We start from the raw sequence: 15,416 nt of genomic DNA, 5'->3' as shown, positions 1-15,416 counted from the left end.
TTCACAGTTTGCCGAGACCCTGTCCGACTATCTCTGATCTGCCAAAATGCGGCTCGTATGGCCTGAGTTCAGCCGTCGTGCGAACCCTTCTTCCGCTGCCCGACAAGCCCGTACTCGTCCCGCGTCGACTCGACGCCCGTTCCCTAACGCGAACACGTGCGAGGCGACAACTGCCTTTGCGCGCACAGCAGTTGAAGACTCGACTTCACACGTGCCTGTGTGCCCCCCACCGCCGCCGCGACGGCCTCCGCTAGCAGCTCGGTGGCCTCCGCGCGCGTCCCAGGGGTGTCGCCGCTGGTCGGTAACGTGGTCTTCGTGAGGGTGGGAACCGAAGAGACGCGGCTGGTCGTGCTGCGCGGCAACAGCGCTTCGGGCAAGTCGTCCGTCGCGGCCGGCGTCCGCGAGAGGTTCGGGCGCGGCCTAACCATCGTCGGCCAGGACAACCTCCGCCGCATCGTGTTGCGCGAGCACGACCGGCCCGGCGCCGCGAACATCGGTCTGATCGACCTGACCACCCGCTACGCCCTGGACGCCGGATTTCACGTCGTCGTCGAAGGCATCCTCTACGCCGACCGCTACGGCGACATGCTCGCCCAGCTGCGCGCCGACCACCTGGGCCCGACCCACGGCTACTACCTGGACGTGCCCCTAGGTGAGACCCTCGCCCGGCACGCCACCAAACCGATCGCCGACGACGTCGACGAGTCCCAGCTGCGGGACTGGTACCGGACGCGCGATCTGCTGCCGGGCGGCGTCGAGACCGTCATCGGCGCCGGCAGCGCCCTGCATGAGACCGTCGACCGCCTCATGATCGACACCGGTCTGGCCCACCTGCCACCCCTGGACCGCTGACACCAGTGGCTTTGTCCACGAGAACGGGTTCTGGCTCAATTTCCATGATCGTGTGGCTGTGAGTGACACCGGCTGGGTAGGCAGCGAGCGCTTGTGCCAGGGCCGACACCCAGGAACGCGTCCTGTCCTGTATCCGTCGGCACATCGCCGATCACGGCCATGCACCGACGATTCAGCAGATCGGGCAACAGTCGGCATGCGCAGCAGGGCCTCGGTGCACTACCAGCTGACCGAGCTCGAGGCGAAAGCCGCGATCGTGCGCGAGCCCGGATGGTGGAGAGGGATCCGCCTCGCATGACCAGCCCTCACCGCTTCCACCTGCTGCTCACCGCCAATGGCCGGCCGGTGCAGCACGGCTGGTGGGGGAGTGAGGAGATTGCGAGCGGCAAGTTCCGGAGGTGGGTCGGGAAGTACGGCGGCATGCCCGGCGCCCGCCTCACCCTCACCGACGAGGACACCGATCACGTGCTGGTCAGCTGGCCTTAGGGGTCTCACCTGTTCCGGGTGAGGCCCGGTCGGACGGATCACGCCATGTTGGCCATGGCAGGTCTGGTCGGCGTCCCCCGATGCGGTGGGAACAGGGCATCTGAAGTTGAGCTTCGTATCGACGGTGAAATGTCGCTGAGTCTCGTGAAGGCATTTCCTGAGCTGGATCATGTGGTCGTGGGTGGGCAGAGCGTGCTGTTCGGATCCGTCGATGAGCCGTCCGAGCTGTACAGGCTGTTGCTGCGCTGTGAGTCGCTAGGGCTGCACGTGATCGAGATGCGGCAATTGTCGGAGTGATCACGGCGCGCATTCGGGGTGTCGGCGAGGGCCGGGCATGAGTTGCGGGGGTGGCGTCGAGGCGCATCGCGTGGTCGGCCGGGGCGTCGAAGGTTCTTGTCGGCACCGTGGGCCATCCGTGTACCGGCAGCTCGTGTCAGTTCGGCCCGCGAAGTGTGGTGTGACGGCCCCCGGCGGTGGGAGGCCTAGGAGTTGTCGTCAAATGTCACGCCCGCATCAGCAGGGATGCGAGGGCGACGGCCGCTTGGTAGGACTCGGCGGTCTTGTCGTAGCGGGTAGCGATGCCGCGCCACTGCTTCAGCCGGTTGAAGCAGCGTTCCACCACGTTGCGCCGCTTGTAGGTCTGCTGGTCGAAGGCCGGGGGCCGGCCGCCCCGGCTGCCGCGCTTCCGGCGGTTGCGGACCTGGTCGGCTCGCTCGGGGATCGTGTGAGCGATGCCCCGTCGGCGCAACCAGGTGCGGATCGCTCTCGAGCTGTAGCCCTTGTCGCCGATGACATGAGACGGCCTGGTCCGGGGCCTGCCCGGGCCGACGCGGGGCACTCGGAGCGCTTTCATCACCGTCGTGAACTGGGTGCAGTCATTGGTGTTGCCGCCCGTGACCACGAAAGCGAGCGGCCGGCCGAAGGCATCGCAGGCCAGATGAATCTTGCTGGTCAGGCCGCCTCGCGAACGTCCGAGTGCCCGGCGCCCCCTTTTCGGGCTCCGGCGGCGTGGTGGTGGGCCCGCACGATCGTGGAGTCGACCGACACCAGCCAGTCGATGTCTCCCGCTGCATCCGCCCGAACCTGTGCTGCCTGGAGCATCCGCCCGAATGTGCCGTCCTTGGCCCACCGGCGGAACCGGGTATGCAGCGTGGCCCACGGTCCGTACCGCTCGGGCACATCCCGCCAGGCCACCCCGGTACGGAACTTCCACACGATCCCGTTGAGCACCGTCCGGTCGTCCGACCGCTTGCGACCACGCAACGACTCGGGCAGCAGCGGCCGGACGAACTCCCACTCAGCATCGGACAGTTCATGGCGACGTATCACCCGACCATGATCCACTATGCAAGATCATTTGACGACAGACCCTAGGCGCCCCACGATGCGCTCTCGGTTGGCTGGTAAGCCGAAGCCCTTCACCCGTTCGCGCACGCTTTGCAGGGTTCGACCGCAACTGGCTCGCCCCTTTCCGATGTTCCCTCGCGGGGGTCCAGGCGAACGGGGTGGGCTGGCTTGTCAGCTTTGCAGGGGCTACTCGGTTGTGAGGTGTGAGGCCGCTCGTTCAGCGATGGCAAGAACGGTGCTGTTGGGGTTGCCGGAGATGATGGAAGGCATGACGGAGGCGTCGGCGATGCGGAGGTTCTCGATGCCGTGGACACGCAGGTGAGGGCTCACCACGGCGTGCTCGTCCGTCCCGATGCGGCAGGTGCCCACGAGGTGGTTGTAGGAATGCAGGCTCTGCCGGATGAACCCCCTCGGGTCGAAGCCGTCGGATGCGCTCACAGCGGGGGCGGCTTCGCGTTCACGCCAGTCGGCCAGCGCTTCGGCCTGTCCGAGTTCCCGGGCCCGTTGCAGTCCGATGGCCAAGCGCTCGAGGTCGTACTCGTCTCCGAGGTAGTTCGGGTTGATGTGGGGCGCTGTGCCGGGCGTGGAGTCAGCAAGGCGAAGCCATCCCCGACTGGAGGGTGTCATGAGTGCCACGCGCACGGAGTATCCGCTTTCCCTTCCCGGGTTTCGGCGTGGATGCAGAGGCGTGTCGAGAAATATTATCTGCAGGTCTGGCTGATCGGAAAGACCGCTGCAGAATCGGATATACGGCTTTCGGACGAAGGCTTTGCGGACCGGTTGCAACGAAGTGTACGCAACGGCGATGACTGGGTGGTCATGCAGGTTTCCGCCCACACCAGGAAGATCAGCCTTCACCGTGACGCCGACCCGGCGCAGATGCTCTGCCGGGCCTACTCCTGAAACCATCAGCAACTGAGCGGACCCTATAATTCCAGCAGTAAGGACGACTTCACGCTCCACGTAAGCTGAGCATTCCTCACCGTCCCGTCGGTAGAGGACTCCGTGGCATCGCAGCTGGTCGAGGATGAGTTTTTGGGCGATCGCGTCGGTCGCCACCGTAAGGTTTCGGCGGCCGAGAACCGGGCGGAGGTACGCATCGGCGGCGGACTGGCGCGCGCCTTTGACAACGTTCACCTCAGTCCATGATGCCCCCTCCCCATCCGTCGCATTGAGGTCGTCGTAGTACGGATGACCTGTTTCTACCGCAGCGTCCATCAGAGCATCGAAGAGTGGATGAGTTTCATCAGCAGGAGCCACATACATCGGGCCGTCCATCCCTCGATAGGCGGGATTGCGCCCAGGCGCCTTCTCGGTACGCTTCAGAAACGGCAGCATACTTTGGTAATTCCAGCCCGCTGCACCAATTTTCTCCCACGTGTCATAGCTGAGAGTGTGGCCACGGATATGCATCATGGCATTGATACTGCTTGACCCCCCGAGCATTTTTCCGCGTGTAATAGGCTGTACAGCGCCGCCCGTATGTTCTTGTGGTGTGGACGACAAAGCCCAGTCAACCTCTGTGCCGGCCAGTTTCTGCCATGAAGCTGGATCCGACACAATCGAGGGGCCAACCGCCGTACCGGCTTCCAGCAACAGAACACTCACTTCCGGGTCTTCGGACAGTCGGTTGGCCAAGACGCACCCAGCAGTTCCGCCACCGACTACGACGAAGTCAAATACTTCCATGATTGCTCACCGAATTTCTGGGATCCCGGCGATGCTCGATGCGACCGGGAGCGATGAAAAGGCGCCTCATAGGTCAGACCGCCCACTGGCGCAACGCTGCCCAAGCCCCGTACATGGAGGAGCCGCCGTACCGCAACCAGGATGCCCAGCCAAGGCTCCCCACGCACTCGGAAGTGCCGTCAGTAACGTGATCAACTCGGAGTGAAGGTCCAGTGAGCTGCGTGCATCTGTCTCCAACCTGACGGCGGCGGTGAGGTGTTGGAGGTTGCCGGCTGCACGGAACGGCGAAGCCCCTGGTAGACGGGTTCTCAATCGAGATCACGTTGTCCGCCAGGGGCTTCGCGTGCTCATCCGTCCTTCGGTGATCGATCTGTCCAACGGCGCCCTCCGCTGCATGACGACGCTGCTGCGTACCCGATCGTGAGAGATCGGGACCCGGTAGCGGCGGCTGCCTGTCGGCCGTCAGGCCCTGCTCGCCGGTCAGCGCCGTCATGGTGGTGGTTAGGTTGCAGGTGCCGTGTGGCGAGCCCGCTACGTGGTGGAGCCGATGAGGTGCGTCATGGGGTTGGTCAGCAGTTGGACACCCGTCACTCCTGGAGGCTGGCAGTGGTGCGCACCCTGGCGGCGCTCCTTTTCGCGTCGTTCCTCAGCGGTGATCCAGCCGTCGATGAGCCGCAGCTGCCGCAGCAACCGTACTTCCCCGGCCCATTCCCGGCCGGGTGTGAGGACGTGTCGCGAACAGCCTGATCAACCCATGCGCGGAAGGCAGGGCAACCCATAGGCTGCGGCGCGTGAACTGGACAGCGACGTGGGTGACGGTCGTCAGTGTGGTGCTGTCGGCCCTCCTGGGGAACCTCTGGGTGCCAAAAGACGCTCTGCACTGGTTCCGTGAGCTGCGCAAGCCCGGATGGATGATCCCCTTCCAGGGCTTCCTAGTGGTGGGTTTGATCTACTACATCCTGATAGGCGTGGTGCTGTACCGAGCGCTGGACCAAAACAACATGGAAGCGATCCTGCTGACGTTCACAGTGCTGCTCGGTAACGAGGCCTGGAACTGGATCTTCTTCAGCCGCCGCAGTGTTCGAGCAGGATTCATCAGCATGATCGCCTTCGCCATCCCGGTCCTCGCGCTCCTCGCAGCCGTCACCAAAGATCCACTGTCTCTGGTTTTCGTCAGCATCTACTTCGGCTGGGTGCTCTATGACATTGCGTGGACCCGCGCACTCTGCAGCCTCAACCCCTAAATCCGGTCATCTGCCGTGGCACCCAAGCAGAGCCGCGGAACCTATAGCGCGCCGGCCGCTAAGGCAGCCCCGGGGGCTCTGGAGGAGCAGTCCCTACACCGCCCATTGCAGCCCCAACTCCGCCAGCGCCTGGAGCTTGTCAGAGCCGGCAGCTTCGCGCGCCGGGTTTTGGTGTTGCTCAGGAACACCCCGAGCTTGACCTCCGCGCCGTTCGGCAGCCGCTCGACATGGCTTCTGGGGACGGTCAAGTGCCTGTCCGGGCTTTGTATTGCGCGAGGGCCGCAACACCCCGCTCGAACGCGCTCAGGGCGCTCTGCGGGGCCTTGGCGGGCGCTTCCGGCTCCCCGGTGCCAGCGGTACAACTCCGAGGGCCTCCAGGCGCTCGCGCTGCCCGTTCACCAGCCGCTCCCAGACCGCTGGCTGGCGCTGCCTGGCCAACCATTTCCCGATTTCCATCACAGGCGACCTTGCTGAGCGGGAGTGATCCAAACGAATCGGCTTCGTCGAGGATGCCGAGGGAGGTGTCGGGCCGGCAGTGGATGCACGGGGGTGCCTGGAGCAGGGCGTCGAGTGCCTGCTGCCGGGTCGCGGGACGGCAGCGGCCGCTCTGGGCCCCTGCCCGGCAGTCAACTGTGTGGACGGCGTCGATGTTTGAGTGGTTGAGCCCGTACTGGACCAGCCACTCCGGCGGGGCCGGCCGCCGCTCCGCACCGCGGCGCTGTTCTGCTTCGCGGCGTTCCTCAGCGGCGATCCAGCTCTCGATGAGCCGCAGCTGCCGCACGGCCTGCTGCTCCACGAAGCGCCGCACGAACCGCAGCGCGTCGAGACGCGAGAGCGGTTCCTGACCACCCACTTGCTGCTCCCGGCTGCCGTGGATCTCCACTTGTGCACCGATTCGAACAAGTATGCACCGGACGCGTCCTGACCTGCATTCGCCGGCACATCGCCGACCACGGCCACGCACCGACGATGCAGGGGGTTCAGGGCGGACGGGTTGGCGGTGCGTGCCTGGCGTCGGTGCCATGGCTTTGTAGTCGCGAGCCACATAGCGGTGATGATCGGTTAGTCGAAGATCCGTTCGGCGAGACAACGTCGCGGAACTCTCTGGAGTCATTGACGACTTGCAATTGATCGCTTGTTACGTGTCAGCAGTGCGGAACAACGGCGACGGGGCAGGCGGCGTGGCGCACGGCCGCTTGTGTGACCGGTCTGAGCTTCCAGACGAGGTGCGTCGGGCGCGGTCGGCGTCCCACGATCAGGAGCCGGCTCCGCGCGCAGGAGGCGAGCAGGATCTGACCGGCAGGTCCTGCGCCTACGCGTGCGACAACCGGCACGTCAGGGAATTTTCCCTGCCACGGGGCAAGCATCGCCGCGAGCTGAGTGCGCTCTTCCTCGACGCTGTGTGCAGGAGAGGACGGAGGTACGGCCGTGACCGCGCGTACCAGCCCACCGTTTGCGTCGGCGGTGGTGAAGGCGAATTCCAGCACGGCGTCGACAGCCGGGCCCGACTCCGGCACGCCTACTACGATCTCGTCGCGGTCCGCCACCTGGAGGCGGCCGTAGCTGGTTTCGACCGTGGGGTCGTCCGCCCGGACGACGACGGCCGGGCACAGGGCGAGGCTGACGACCTGCAGGGTGACGGAGCCGAGCAGGAAGCCCGCCACCGAGGAGTGTCCGCGGGAGCCGAGCACCAACAGTCCGGCGTCGCCGCTGCGGTCCAGCAGAGCCTGTTCTGCGGGGGCAGAGACGGTTTCCGTGGTCAGTTCCAGCAGATCGCCGTGGTGGTCCAGGAGTTCGGCCGCAGTTCGTTCCAGTACGTCCCGCCCGTGCTCCCGCCTGCCGTCGGCTTCCTGGGCGGCGGGCACGACCAGCGGTTGGGTGGTCCACGAGTGGAGCAGGTGCAGGGGCGCGTGCCGGTCAACTGCTTCGTGGGCGGCCCACCAGACAGCCTTCAGCCCGGCGGGGGAGCCGTCCACGCCAACCACCACAGGTCCGGTCATGACGCACCTCCGGATGCCGACGGATCCGCGCCGGGTCCGTCTTCGCGCATGCTCCTGTGTTCTCAGGGTCGCCCGCGCGTGTCCGCCGAGGGAGAGCCGGAAGGTACGTCGTTCGGGGACCGTATGGCCCATGCTGGAGAATCGCCCTACGCGTCCCCGGGGTGACGGACCGAGTAGGCGCTGTGCGGTGGGCTCCACGCCGGTGTCGCGGCCGAAGGGCCGACGGCGCGGCTGCCGCAGTATTCGAACGCGCCGACAAGACCGGTAAGCCGCAGAAGTCGCAGGAAGCCCGGGTCCTAGGTGACGAGCCGCAGCCGGCCATGCCGGACCCGGACGATATTGGCGACCCGGCACAGCAGTCCCAGTCCGCTGCAGTCGATGAAGGACACCGCGCGCAGGTCGAGCACCAGGTCAGGCCGCGGACGCGCGCTGAGCACGGCCAGGCGGGCGCCGATGCACGGCGCCGTACACGTGTCTATCTCATCGCGCAGTTCCACGATCGTCGTGTCACCGAGGACACGTTCGGTGGTGTGGTTCGTGGCCCTTACCAGGATGTCGTACACAACCGAAAGACCATCCCGTTTCCGGCGCGCGCGGTAGGGCCGGCCGGACCCTCCAGGCGGGCGGCCACGGGGCCGACGGGCCCGGTGCGGCTTGCGGCCCGTGCAGCCGCGCACGGGGGGCCGACAGGCCCAAGCGGATCCCCCGTCGGCGGGTGAGCCTGGACCTGTGGGGCCTTTTCCGGCACCGCGTCCCTGCCCGAGGAGGGAATTGTCATGAAGGGCTACGTTTTCCACGGTCCCGGACAGTCCGCCTGGGAGGAGATCCCGGACCCGTCCGTCAAGGACGCCACCGACGCGATCGTGCGGGTCGACGCCGTGACCATCTGCGGGACCGATCTGCACATCCTCAAGGGCGATGTGCCCGAGGTGCGTCCCGGCACAGTGCTGGGGCATGAGGCGGTCGGCGAGATCGTCGAGGTCGGCGGCGACGTACGCACGGTACGGCCGGGCGAGAGGGTGCTGGTCTCCTGCATCAGCGCTTGCGGCCGCTGCCGGTACTGCCGGGAGAGCATGTACGGCCAGTGCCGCGGCGGGGGAGGCTGGATCCTCGGCCACCTCATCGACGGGACGCAGGCCGAATACGTCCGTGTCCCGTACGCGGACCTGTCCGTGCACGCGCTGCCTGGCGCGGTGGACAGCAAGGACGCCGTACTGCTCGCGGACATCTTCCCGACCTCCTACGAGGTGGGCGTGCTCAACGGGCGTGTACGGCCCGGAGACACCGTGGTCGTCGTCGGAGCCGGTCCCATCGGGCTGGCGGCGATCGCCACGGCACGGCTGTTCGCACCCGAGCGGATCGTCGCCGTGGACCTGGCCGCCTCCCGCCTGGACGCCGCCAAGCAGCTCGGCGCGGACGCCGTCGCCGATGCCGGGGAGAGTCCCGAACAGCTGATCGCCGATCTCACCGACGGGCTGGGCGGCGACGTGGTCGTCGAGGCGGTCGGCGTACCGGAGAGCTTCGAGCTGTGCACACGCATGGTGCGCCCCGGCGGACACGTCGCCAACATCGGCGTGCACGGCAGGCCCGCGACCCTGCATCTCGAAGACCTGTGGATCAAGAACGTCACCATCACGACCGGACTGGTCGACACGTACTCCACGCCCACCCTGCTGCGGATGGCGGCAGCCGGCCGTCTCCCGACCTCGCAGCTGGTCACGCACACGTTCCCGCTGGAGCAGATGGAGGAGGCGTACGACGTCTTCGCCCGGGCCGCCGACACCGGCGCGCTCAAGGTGGTGCTCGGCGATCCGCAGCACGATGTCGTCGCGGTCCGTCCTGTCTGACGGAGAGGAAGTGAGCTGCCATGCCCGAACAGGCGATGTGGAAGAAGGCCAAGCCCTCGCCGCGAGGTGACCTCGGCCGGCGTGTGTTCCACCGGCGGGCGGAACTCGGCCTGACCCGGCGGGAGACTGCCGCGCAGGCCGGGATGTCCACGACCTACCTGCGCCATCTGGAGGAGGACGCGACCGCGAGGCCGGACGCCGGGGTGCTGCTCCGGCTCGCCGGGGTACTCGGGACCACCGTGGACGACCTCGCAGGCGGCAATGTAGATCTGCCGCCAGGCCTCGGCCGGGCGACACGGCACGGCCGGTTCACCGAGCTGAGCGCTGCGGAGTGCCGGACACTGATCGGCATGCACGGAGTGGGAAGGATCGCCGTACCGACCTCCGCCGGCCCCGCCATCGTTCCCGTCAACTACAGCGTCGTCGATCAGAAGATCGCCTTTCGGACCGCGCCCGGCACCACACCGTGGCAGGCCCGGGGAAAGCTGATCGCCTTCGAGGTCGACCGGATCGACGACGCGTTCAGCCAGGGCTGGAGCGTGCTGGTGCGCGGCCACGCCCAAGCTGTCTCGGACCCGGACGAGGTGCGCCGACTGGAGGAGAGGGCGTACAGCATGCCCTGGGCCGGCGGACGACGCGACGTGTGGGTGCGGATCGACCCCGTCGCTGTCACCGGCCGCCGCATCGAATCCCGCTGACACAGTGGGCCGTCCGTGAGCGGTCGCGCCGAATTCTCACGGGCTCGAGGTGCCGTCCGGCCCCGTCACACAGGGCCGGACGGCACCTCGCCGTGCTCCCGGCGACCCTGCCCCGGCCGCCCGTCGGGCGCGTCGCGCGACACACCCGACGGGCGGAGGCCTAGCGTCGACGAGGTCGTGGCGAAGATCGGCGTCCGTCGAACAAGTCAACTTCCCTTGAGATGAGGGACTTTCGGCCCTCAATCGTGGGCCGCCAAGCCCCAGCGGCGTCGGGCCCCCGAACGGGACAGTGAGGGCGCGACAAGAGGTCACCGAGACCCCGCGCACCACCCACCCGAAGGGATGAGCATCATGGCAGTCCACGACCACCCCCACCGGTACCCGGGGTTGCGTCACCTCCCGTCCCTGCGCCGTGCCGCGAACGTCCGCGCGTCCGGTGAGGCCACGAGCACGGCTATGACGGCGGGCGGCGCCCGCGTCCTGGCCGGACTTCGCCTGCTGACCGGGTTCGTCTTCCTGTGGGCGTTCCTGGACAAGGCGTTCGGGCTCGGCTACGCCACGCCGTCCGCCAAGGCCTGGATCGACGGCGGTTCGCCCACCGAGGGATTCCTGGGCTCGGTCGCCGTGGGGCCGATGGAGTCGACGTTCCACGCGTGGGCCGGGGACGCCTGGGCCGACTCGCTGTTCATGCTGGGCCTGTTCGCAGTCGGGCTCGCCCTGATCGCCGGTATCGGCCTGCGGGTCGCCGCCGTGGGGGGCGCGGTCATGATGGCGCTGATGTGGATCGCCGAGTGGCCGCCGGCCCGGCATCTGGCCGACGGCTCGCCGAGCATGTCCACCAATCCCTTCGCCGACTACCACCTCGTCTACGCCGTCGTCCTTGTCGCCCTTGCGGCGGCGGGCGCCGGCGCGACCTGGGGTCTTGGCAGGGCGTGGGCCCGGCTCCCGTTCGTCCGCCGGAACACATGGCTGCTGTGACGTGCTCGCGCCTGCCGCCGGGGCACCGCCGTGAGGACACGGCGGTGCCCCGGCGCCTTGTGCCGCTCGATGAGCGGCGCCGCAGGCGCGGAGGATGGCCCGCAGCACACGGCCGGTGCACCGTCAGACGGTTGTCCCGTCCGGGACGGTGAGGCGGATGCCGGTGATCAGGTCGGGGCGGATGCGGACCGCGTAGTCCATGGCCTGCTGGACCCACGGATGCAGCATCGACCGGTAGCGGGCCAGCTCCTGGGCGTCGGTCACCAGCCTCGCGAACCCGGTGACCACGACGCACCAGCCGAGGTGGGTCTCCGGGTCGATGGCGTCCGCCTCGTAGGCGACGACCACCTCGCGGAACTCCCCGTCCTGGGCGTGCAGGGTGAGCGCCGCGCCCTCGTGGGTGCGGATGACGATGTCGCCGCCGTCCAGGACGTGGTTGACCGGCCGCACCGTCGGCAGGGCACGCCGGGTGAAAACGATCCTGCCCACGGACACACTGCCCAGCAGCCGCAGGGCTTGGGCGCTGTCGAGCGCGATGCTCTGGCGCGGTCCGGCGGGGCCGGGCCGGCCGTCCGGAACGGCCATGATGTCTTGTCCCTGGTCAGAGGGCGGCCCGTCCGGCCTCCAGCCGGGCGATAGGGACGCGGAACGGCGAGCAGGAGACGTAGTCGAGCCCGGTGGCGTGGAAGAAGTGGATGGAGTCCGGGTCGCCGCCGTGTTCACCGCAGACACCGATCTTCAGCCCGGGGTGAGCGGCGCGGCCCTCGGCGGTGGCGAGCTCGACCAGCCGGCCGACTCCCTCGCGGTCCAGCCGCTCGAACGGGGAGGCCCGGAAGATTCCCTTGTCGAGATAGGCGGAAAAGAACTCGGCCTCGACGTCGTCCCGGGAGAAGCCCCAGGTGGTCTGGGTGAGGTCGTTCGTCCCGAAGGAGAAGAAGTCCGCCTCGGGTGCGATGTGGCCCGCCGTCAGCGCGGCCCGGGGCAGCTCGATCATGGTGCCGACCGGGCAGCGCACCCGTACGCCGGTGTCCTTGGTGACTTCGGCCAGTACGCGCTCCACCTCGTCGCGCTCAAGCCGGAGTTCCTCCACGCAGCCGATCAGCGGCACCATGATCTCCGCGAGCGGGGTGCCACCGGCCCGGACGCGCTCCGCGACCGCCTCGGCGACGGCGTGCACCTGCATGGCGACCAGGCCCGGGACCACCAGGCCGAGGCGGACACCGCGCAGACCGAGCATCGGGTTCTGCTCATGCATGCGGCTCACCGCTTCGAGCAGTTCGACGTCGCGGGGGTCGGGCAGGCCGCCGCGGGCCTTGGCGGTCGCGATGCGCACGGCGAGTTCGGTGCGGTCGGGAAGGAACTCGTGCAGCGGTGGGTCCAGGAGGCGGATGGTGACCGGAAGGCCGTCCATCGCCGCCAGGATGCCGGTGAAGTCCTGGCGTTGCCGCGGCAGCAGCGCGGCCAGCGCGCGGCGTCGTTCGTGGTCCGTGCGGGCCAGGATTATCTCCTCGACCAGCTTGCGGCGTTCACCGAGGAACATGTGCTCGGTGCGGCACAGGCCGATGCCCTGGGCGCCGAACCGGCGGGCGCGCGCGGCGTCCTCGGGGGTGTCGGCGTTTGCCCGCACCTCCAGACGCCGTACTCCGTCGGCCTGGTGCAGTGCGCCGGCCACGGCCTCGATCAGATCACCGGACCGCTCGCCCGTCTCCAGGTACCGCATGACCGCCGATTCGACCAGCGGCGCCGCACCCGGGTACACGGCACCGGCGGTCCCGTCCACCGAGACGACCGTGCCCTCCTCGACGACGGTACCGTCGGAAGTGGTGAAGCACCGCGCACCGGAGTGCACGCGGAGCTCCTCGGCGCCACAGACGCAGACCTTGCCCATGCCGCGGGCGACCACGGCCGCGTGGCTGGTCTTGCCTCCGTGGCTGGTCAGTACGGCCTGCGCGGCGACCATGCCGGGAAGATCGTCGGGGGTGGTCTCGTGGCGTACCAGGACGACCTTCTCCCCGGCGGCGGCGCGCCGCACGGCCGTCGCGGAGTCGAAGACCACCGCGCCCACCGCGGCGCCGGGCGAGGCCGGGACGCCGCGCGCGAGCACGGGTCCGGTCGCGGATTCGTCGAAGCGCGGGAACATCAACCGGGCCAGTTCCTCCCCGCTCACGCGTGCCAGCGCCTCGTCGGGGGTGAGGACCCCCTCGTCGGTCAGCTCGGCGGCGATGGTGAAGGAGGCTTCGGCGGTGCGCTTGCCGACGCGGGTCTGGAGCATCCACAGGCGGCCCCGCTCGACGGTGAACTCGATGTCGCACAGGTCCCGGTAGTGGCTCTCCAACGCCTGTGCGAAACGGAGCAGTTGGTCGTACGAGGACGGGTCCCGCCGCTGCAGCTCGGTCAGCGCGACGGTGTTGCGGACACCGGCGACGACGTCCTCGCCCTGTGCGTCGGGCAGGAAGTCACCGTAGAGACCGCGGCGCCCGGTGGCGGGGTCGCGGGTGAAGGCGACGCCGCTGCCGGAACCGGGGCCGAGGTTGCCGAAGACCATGCGCTGGACGGTCACGGCCGTGCCCAGGTCGTCGGGGATGTGCTCGCGGCGCCGGTAGAGGCGGGCGTGTTCACCGTTCCAGGACCGAAACACGGCGAGTACCGCGCTCTGCAGTTGCTCGGCCGGGGTCTGGGGGAAGTCGTGCCCGGTGGTGTCGTAGATCAGCTTTTTGAACATCTCCACGAGTTCGGCGAGATCGCGGGCGTCCAGGTGCAGGTCGTCCGGGGCGTTGCGGGCCTCCTTCAGCACCGCCATCGCCTCATCGAAGAGCGAGGCATGGACCCCCATGACCGTGCTGCCGAACATCTGGAGCAGGCGTCGGTAGGAGTCCCAGGCGAAACGCTCGTTCCCGGAGACCTTGGCCAGCCCCAGCACGGACGCGTCGTTGAGGCCGATGTCCAGGATCGTCTCCATCATGCCGGGCATGGAGAATCGGGCCCCGGACCGGACCGACACCAGCAGCGGATCGTCGGCCTGGCCCAGGCGGCGTCCCGCGGCGTCCTCGAGGGCCCACAGGTGCGCCGAGATCTCCCGGGACATGCCTTCGGGCTCCGCGCCTGTTGCCAGGAAGGCCTGGCAAGCCTCGGTGCTGACGATGAAACCGGGTGGCACGGGAAGGCCCATGCGGGTCATCTCGGCGAGGTTCGCGCCCTTTCCGCCGAGCAGGTCGGCCATGCCGCGGCCGCCCTCGGCGAAGTCGTACACGTAGCGGCCCATGATCTGCTGTCCTGCCTTCCGTTGCCGGGCCCGGCGGTCCGGCGCCTTTTCAGCGTCGAACGCGCGCGGGCGAGAAGGCAGGTGCCGGCCGGTCCTGAGACGGTGGGAAAACAGGGCCGACCGGCCCTGGCCCTTCGGCCCGCGTGCGAGCACGATCCTGCACAGGGAAGCCGAACGCGTCCGGACGGGGACGACGGCGTACGACAGGAGCAGCCCATGTCGGACAGTGAGCGCAGCGGCGCCGGGACCCCGATCCGCGTCTTCCTCCTCGACGACCACGAAGTGGTACGCCGGGGGGTTCACGACCTGCTCGACGACGAGCCGGACATCACGGTGATCGGCGAGGCCGCCACTGCCGAACAAGCACTGGTCCGGGTGCCGGCCCTGCGTCCGCAGGTCGCGGTGCTGGACGTGCGGCTGCCGGACGGCGACGGCGTGACGGTGTGCCGGGAGCTGCGTTCGCGCCTGCCGGACCTGGCCTGTCTGATGCTGACCTCGTTCGACGACGAGGAGGCCCTGCTGGACTCGATCATGGCCGGCGCGTCCGGCTACGTGCTGAAGCAGATCCAGGGCTCCGACCTGGTCTCCGCCGTCCGGACGGTGGCCCGCGGCCAGTCGCTGCTGGACCCGAGCGCCACCACACGACTGATGGCCCGGCTGCGCGGCGGACAGCAGCCGGAGCCCGAGCCCGACCCCCTGCCGGGGCTGACCGCCCGCGAGAGGGAGATCCTCGCCCTCATCGGCGAGGGCCTCACCAACCGCCAGATCGGACAGCGCCTCTACCTCGCCGAGAAGACTGTCAAGAACCACATCTCCCGCATGCTGGCCAAGCTCGGCGTGGAACGCCGCATTCAGGCCGCCGTCATCGCCACGCAGGCCCAGGACCGGATGAGACAGCAAGAGCACTGACCGTCCGCGTCCCCTCTCCGGACCATTTGCCCCTACCCGGTGCCGCACGCGGCCACGGCCTTATACCGTGGTAGATGACCGGAACAATCGGCCCGGGACAGATC

Annotated in this window: 16 protein-coding genes and 1 pseudogene; 9 read left to right on the top strand and 8 right to left on the bottom strand. The window is 68.4% G+C overall.

What is annotated here, in order from left to right; translation table 11 throughout:
- Window positions 1-306: 306 nt before the first annotated feature.
- From ACIP2X_RS08160 to ACIP2X_RS08145, 4 genes are all read left to right on the top strand, one after another.
- A complete protein-coding gene (locus tag ACIP2X_RS08160; RefSeq protein ID WP_401672234.1) occupies window positions 307-852 on the top strand; it encodes an AAA family ATPase in 546 nt (181 codons plus the stop codon).
- A gap of 122 nt (window positions 853-974) precedes the next feature.
- Window positions 975-1,082 carry a hypothetical protein gene (locus tag ACIP2X_RS08155; protein WP_401672232.1) on the top strand — a complete coding sequence of 36 codons (108 nt, stop codon included), beginning with the start codon at window positions 975-977 and terminating at the stop codon, window positions 1,080-1,082.
- A 64-nt stretch (window positions 1,083-1,146) separates the two neighbouring features.
- Entirely contained in the window at window positions 1,147-1,338 is a 192-nt protein-coding gene (locus ACIP2X_RS08150; protein ID WP_401669178.1) for a hypothetical protein, read from the top strand.
- A 54-nt stretch (window positions 1,339-1,392) separates the two neighbouring features.
- Window positions 1,393-1,635: a hypothetical protein gene (locus ACIP2X_RS08145; RefSeq protein WP_401669176.1), complete on the top strand. Its 243-nt coding sequence runs from the start codon at window positions 1,393-1,395 to the stop codon at window positions 1,633-1,635.
- Between the two features lie 205 nt (window positions 1,636-1,840).
- Here ACIP2X_RS08145 and ACIP2X_RS08140 read toward each other — a convergent pair.
- From ACIP2X_RS08140 to ACIP2X_RS08130, 3 genes and pseudogenes are all read right to left on the bottom strand, one after another.
- A pseudogene (locus ACIP2X_RS08140) lies at window positions 1,841-2,664 on the bottom strand (IS5 family transposase).
- Window positions 2,665-2,871: 207 nt separating this feature from the next.
- Complete coding sequence (locus ACIP2X_RS08135) at window positions 2,872-4,374, bottom strand: GMC family oxidoreductase (protein WP_401669173.1); 1,503 nt, start codon at window positions 4,372-4,374, stop codon at window positions 2,872-2,874.
- Between the two features lie 531 nt (window positions 4,375-4,905).
- A complete protein-coding gene (locus tag ACIP2X_RS08130) occupies window positions 4,906-5,064 on the bottom strand; it encodes a hypothetical protein (RefSeq protein ID WP_401669171.1) in 159 nt (52 codons plus the stop codon).
- A 101-nt stretch (window positions 5,065-5,165) separates the two neighbouring features.
- On the opposite strand from ACIP2X_RS08130, the gene ACIP2X_RS08125 reads away from it, so the two are divergent.
- Entirely contained in the window at window positions 5,166-5,618 is a 453-nt protein-coding gene (locus tag ACIP2X_RS08125; RefSeq protein ID WP_401669169.1) for a TspO/MBR family protein, read from the top strand.
- Window positions 5,619-5,862: 244 nt separating this feature from the next.
- Here the strand turns inward: ACIP2X_RS08125 and ACIP2X_RS08120 are convergent, their stop codons facing one another.
- The 3 genes from ACIP2X_RS08120 to ACIP2X_RS08110 form a co-directional block, all read right to left on the bottom strand.
- A complete protein-coding gene (locus ACIP2X_RS08120) occupies window positions 5,863-6,501 on the bottom strand; it encodes a DUF6233 domain-containing protein (protein WP_401669167.1) in 639 nt (212 codons plus the stop codon).
- A gap of 262 nt (window positions 6,502-6,763) precedes the next feature.
- On the bottom strand, window positions 6,764-7,618 hold the full coding sequence (locus tag ACIP2X_RS08115; RefSeq protein ID WP_401669164.1) for a universal stress protein: 855 nt from the start codon (window positions 7,616-7,618) through the stop codon (window positions 6,764-6,766).
- A 296-nt stretch (window positions 7,619-7,914) separates the two neighbouring features.
- Entirely contained in the window at window positions 7,915-8,181 is a 267-nt protein-coding gene (locus tag ACIP2X_RS08110) for an STAS domain-containing protein (RefSeq protein ID WP_401669161.1), read from the bottom strand.
- Window positions 8,182-8,394: 213 nt separating this feature from the next.
- Between ACIP2X_RS08110 and ACIP2X_RS08105 the strand changes: the two genes are divergently transcribed.
- From ACIP2X_RS08105 to ACIP2X_RS08095, 3 genes are all read left to right on the top strand, one after another.
- Window positions 8,395-9,465, top strand: a complete 1,071-nt coding sequence (locus ACIP2X_RS08105) for a zinc-dependent alcohol dehydrogenase family protein (RefSeq protein ID WP_401669159.1) — start codon at window positions 8,395-8,397, stop codon at window positions 9,463-9,465.
- Window positions 9,466-9,485: 20 nt separating this feature from the next.
- Window positions 9,486-10,163 (top strand): helix-turn-helix domain-containing protein, encoded by a 678-nt coding sequence (locus ACIP2X_RS08100; protein WP_401669156.1) that lies wholly within the window; start codon window positions 9,486-9,488, stop codon window positions 10,161-10,163.
- 351 nt (window positions 10,164-10,514) lie between these two features.
- On the top strand, window positions 10,515-11,141 hold the full coding sequence (locus tag ACIP2X_RS08095; protein WP_401669154.1) for a hypothetical protein: 627 nt from the start codon (window positions 10,515-10,517) through the stop codon (window positions 11,139-11,141).
- Window positions 11,142-11,264: 123 nt separating this feature from the next.
- Here the strand turns inward: ACIP2X_RS08095 and ACIP2X_RS08090 are convergent, their stop codons facing one another.
- Entirely contained in the window at window positions 11,265-11,726 is a 462-nt protein-coding gene (locus tag ACIP2X_RS08090; RefSeq protein WP_401669152.1) for a pyridoxamine 5'-phosphate oxidase family protein, read from the bottom strand.
- Window positions 11,727-11,742: 16 nt separating this feature from the next.
- Complete coding sequence (gene ppdK / locus ACIP2X_RS08085; RefSeq protein WP_401669150.1) at window positions 11,743-14,403, bottom strand: pyruvate, phosphate dikinase; 2,661 nt, start codon at window positions 14,401-14,403, stop codon at window positions 11,743-11,745.
- A gap of 216 nt (window positions 14,404-14,619) precedes the next feature.
- On the opposite strand from ppdK, the gene ACIP2X_RS08080 reads away from it, so the two are divergent.
- Window positions 14,620-15,312 (top strand): response regulator, encoded by a 693-nt coding sequence (locus tag ACIP2X_RS08080; protein WP_401669147.1) that lies wholly within the window; start codon window positions 14,620-14,622, stop codon window positions 15,310-15,312.
- Window positions 15,313-15,416 lie beyond the last annotated feature (104 nt).

The sequence above is a fragment of the Streptomyces sp. NPDC089424 genome (assembly GCF_044749345.1).
Taxonomy (GTDB): Bacteria; Actinomycetota; Actinomycetes; order Streptomycetales; family Streptomycetaceae; genus Streptomyces.
Note: the sequence above shows the minus strand (reverse complement) of the source record. Positions and strands in the feature narration are given on the sequence as shown.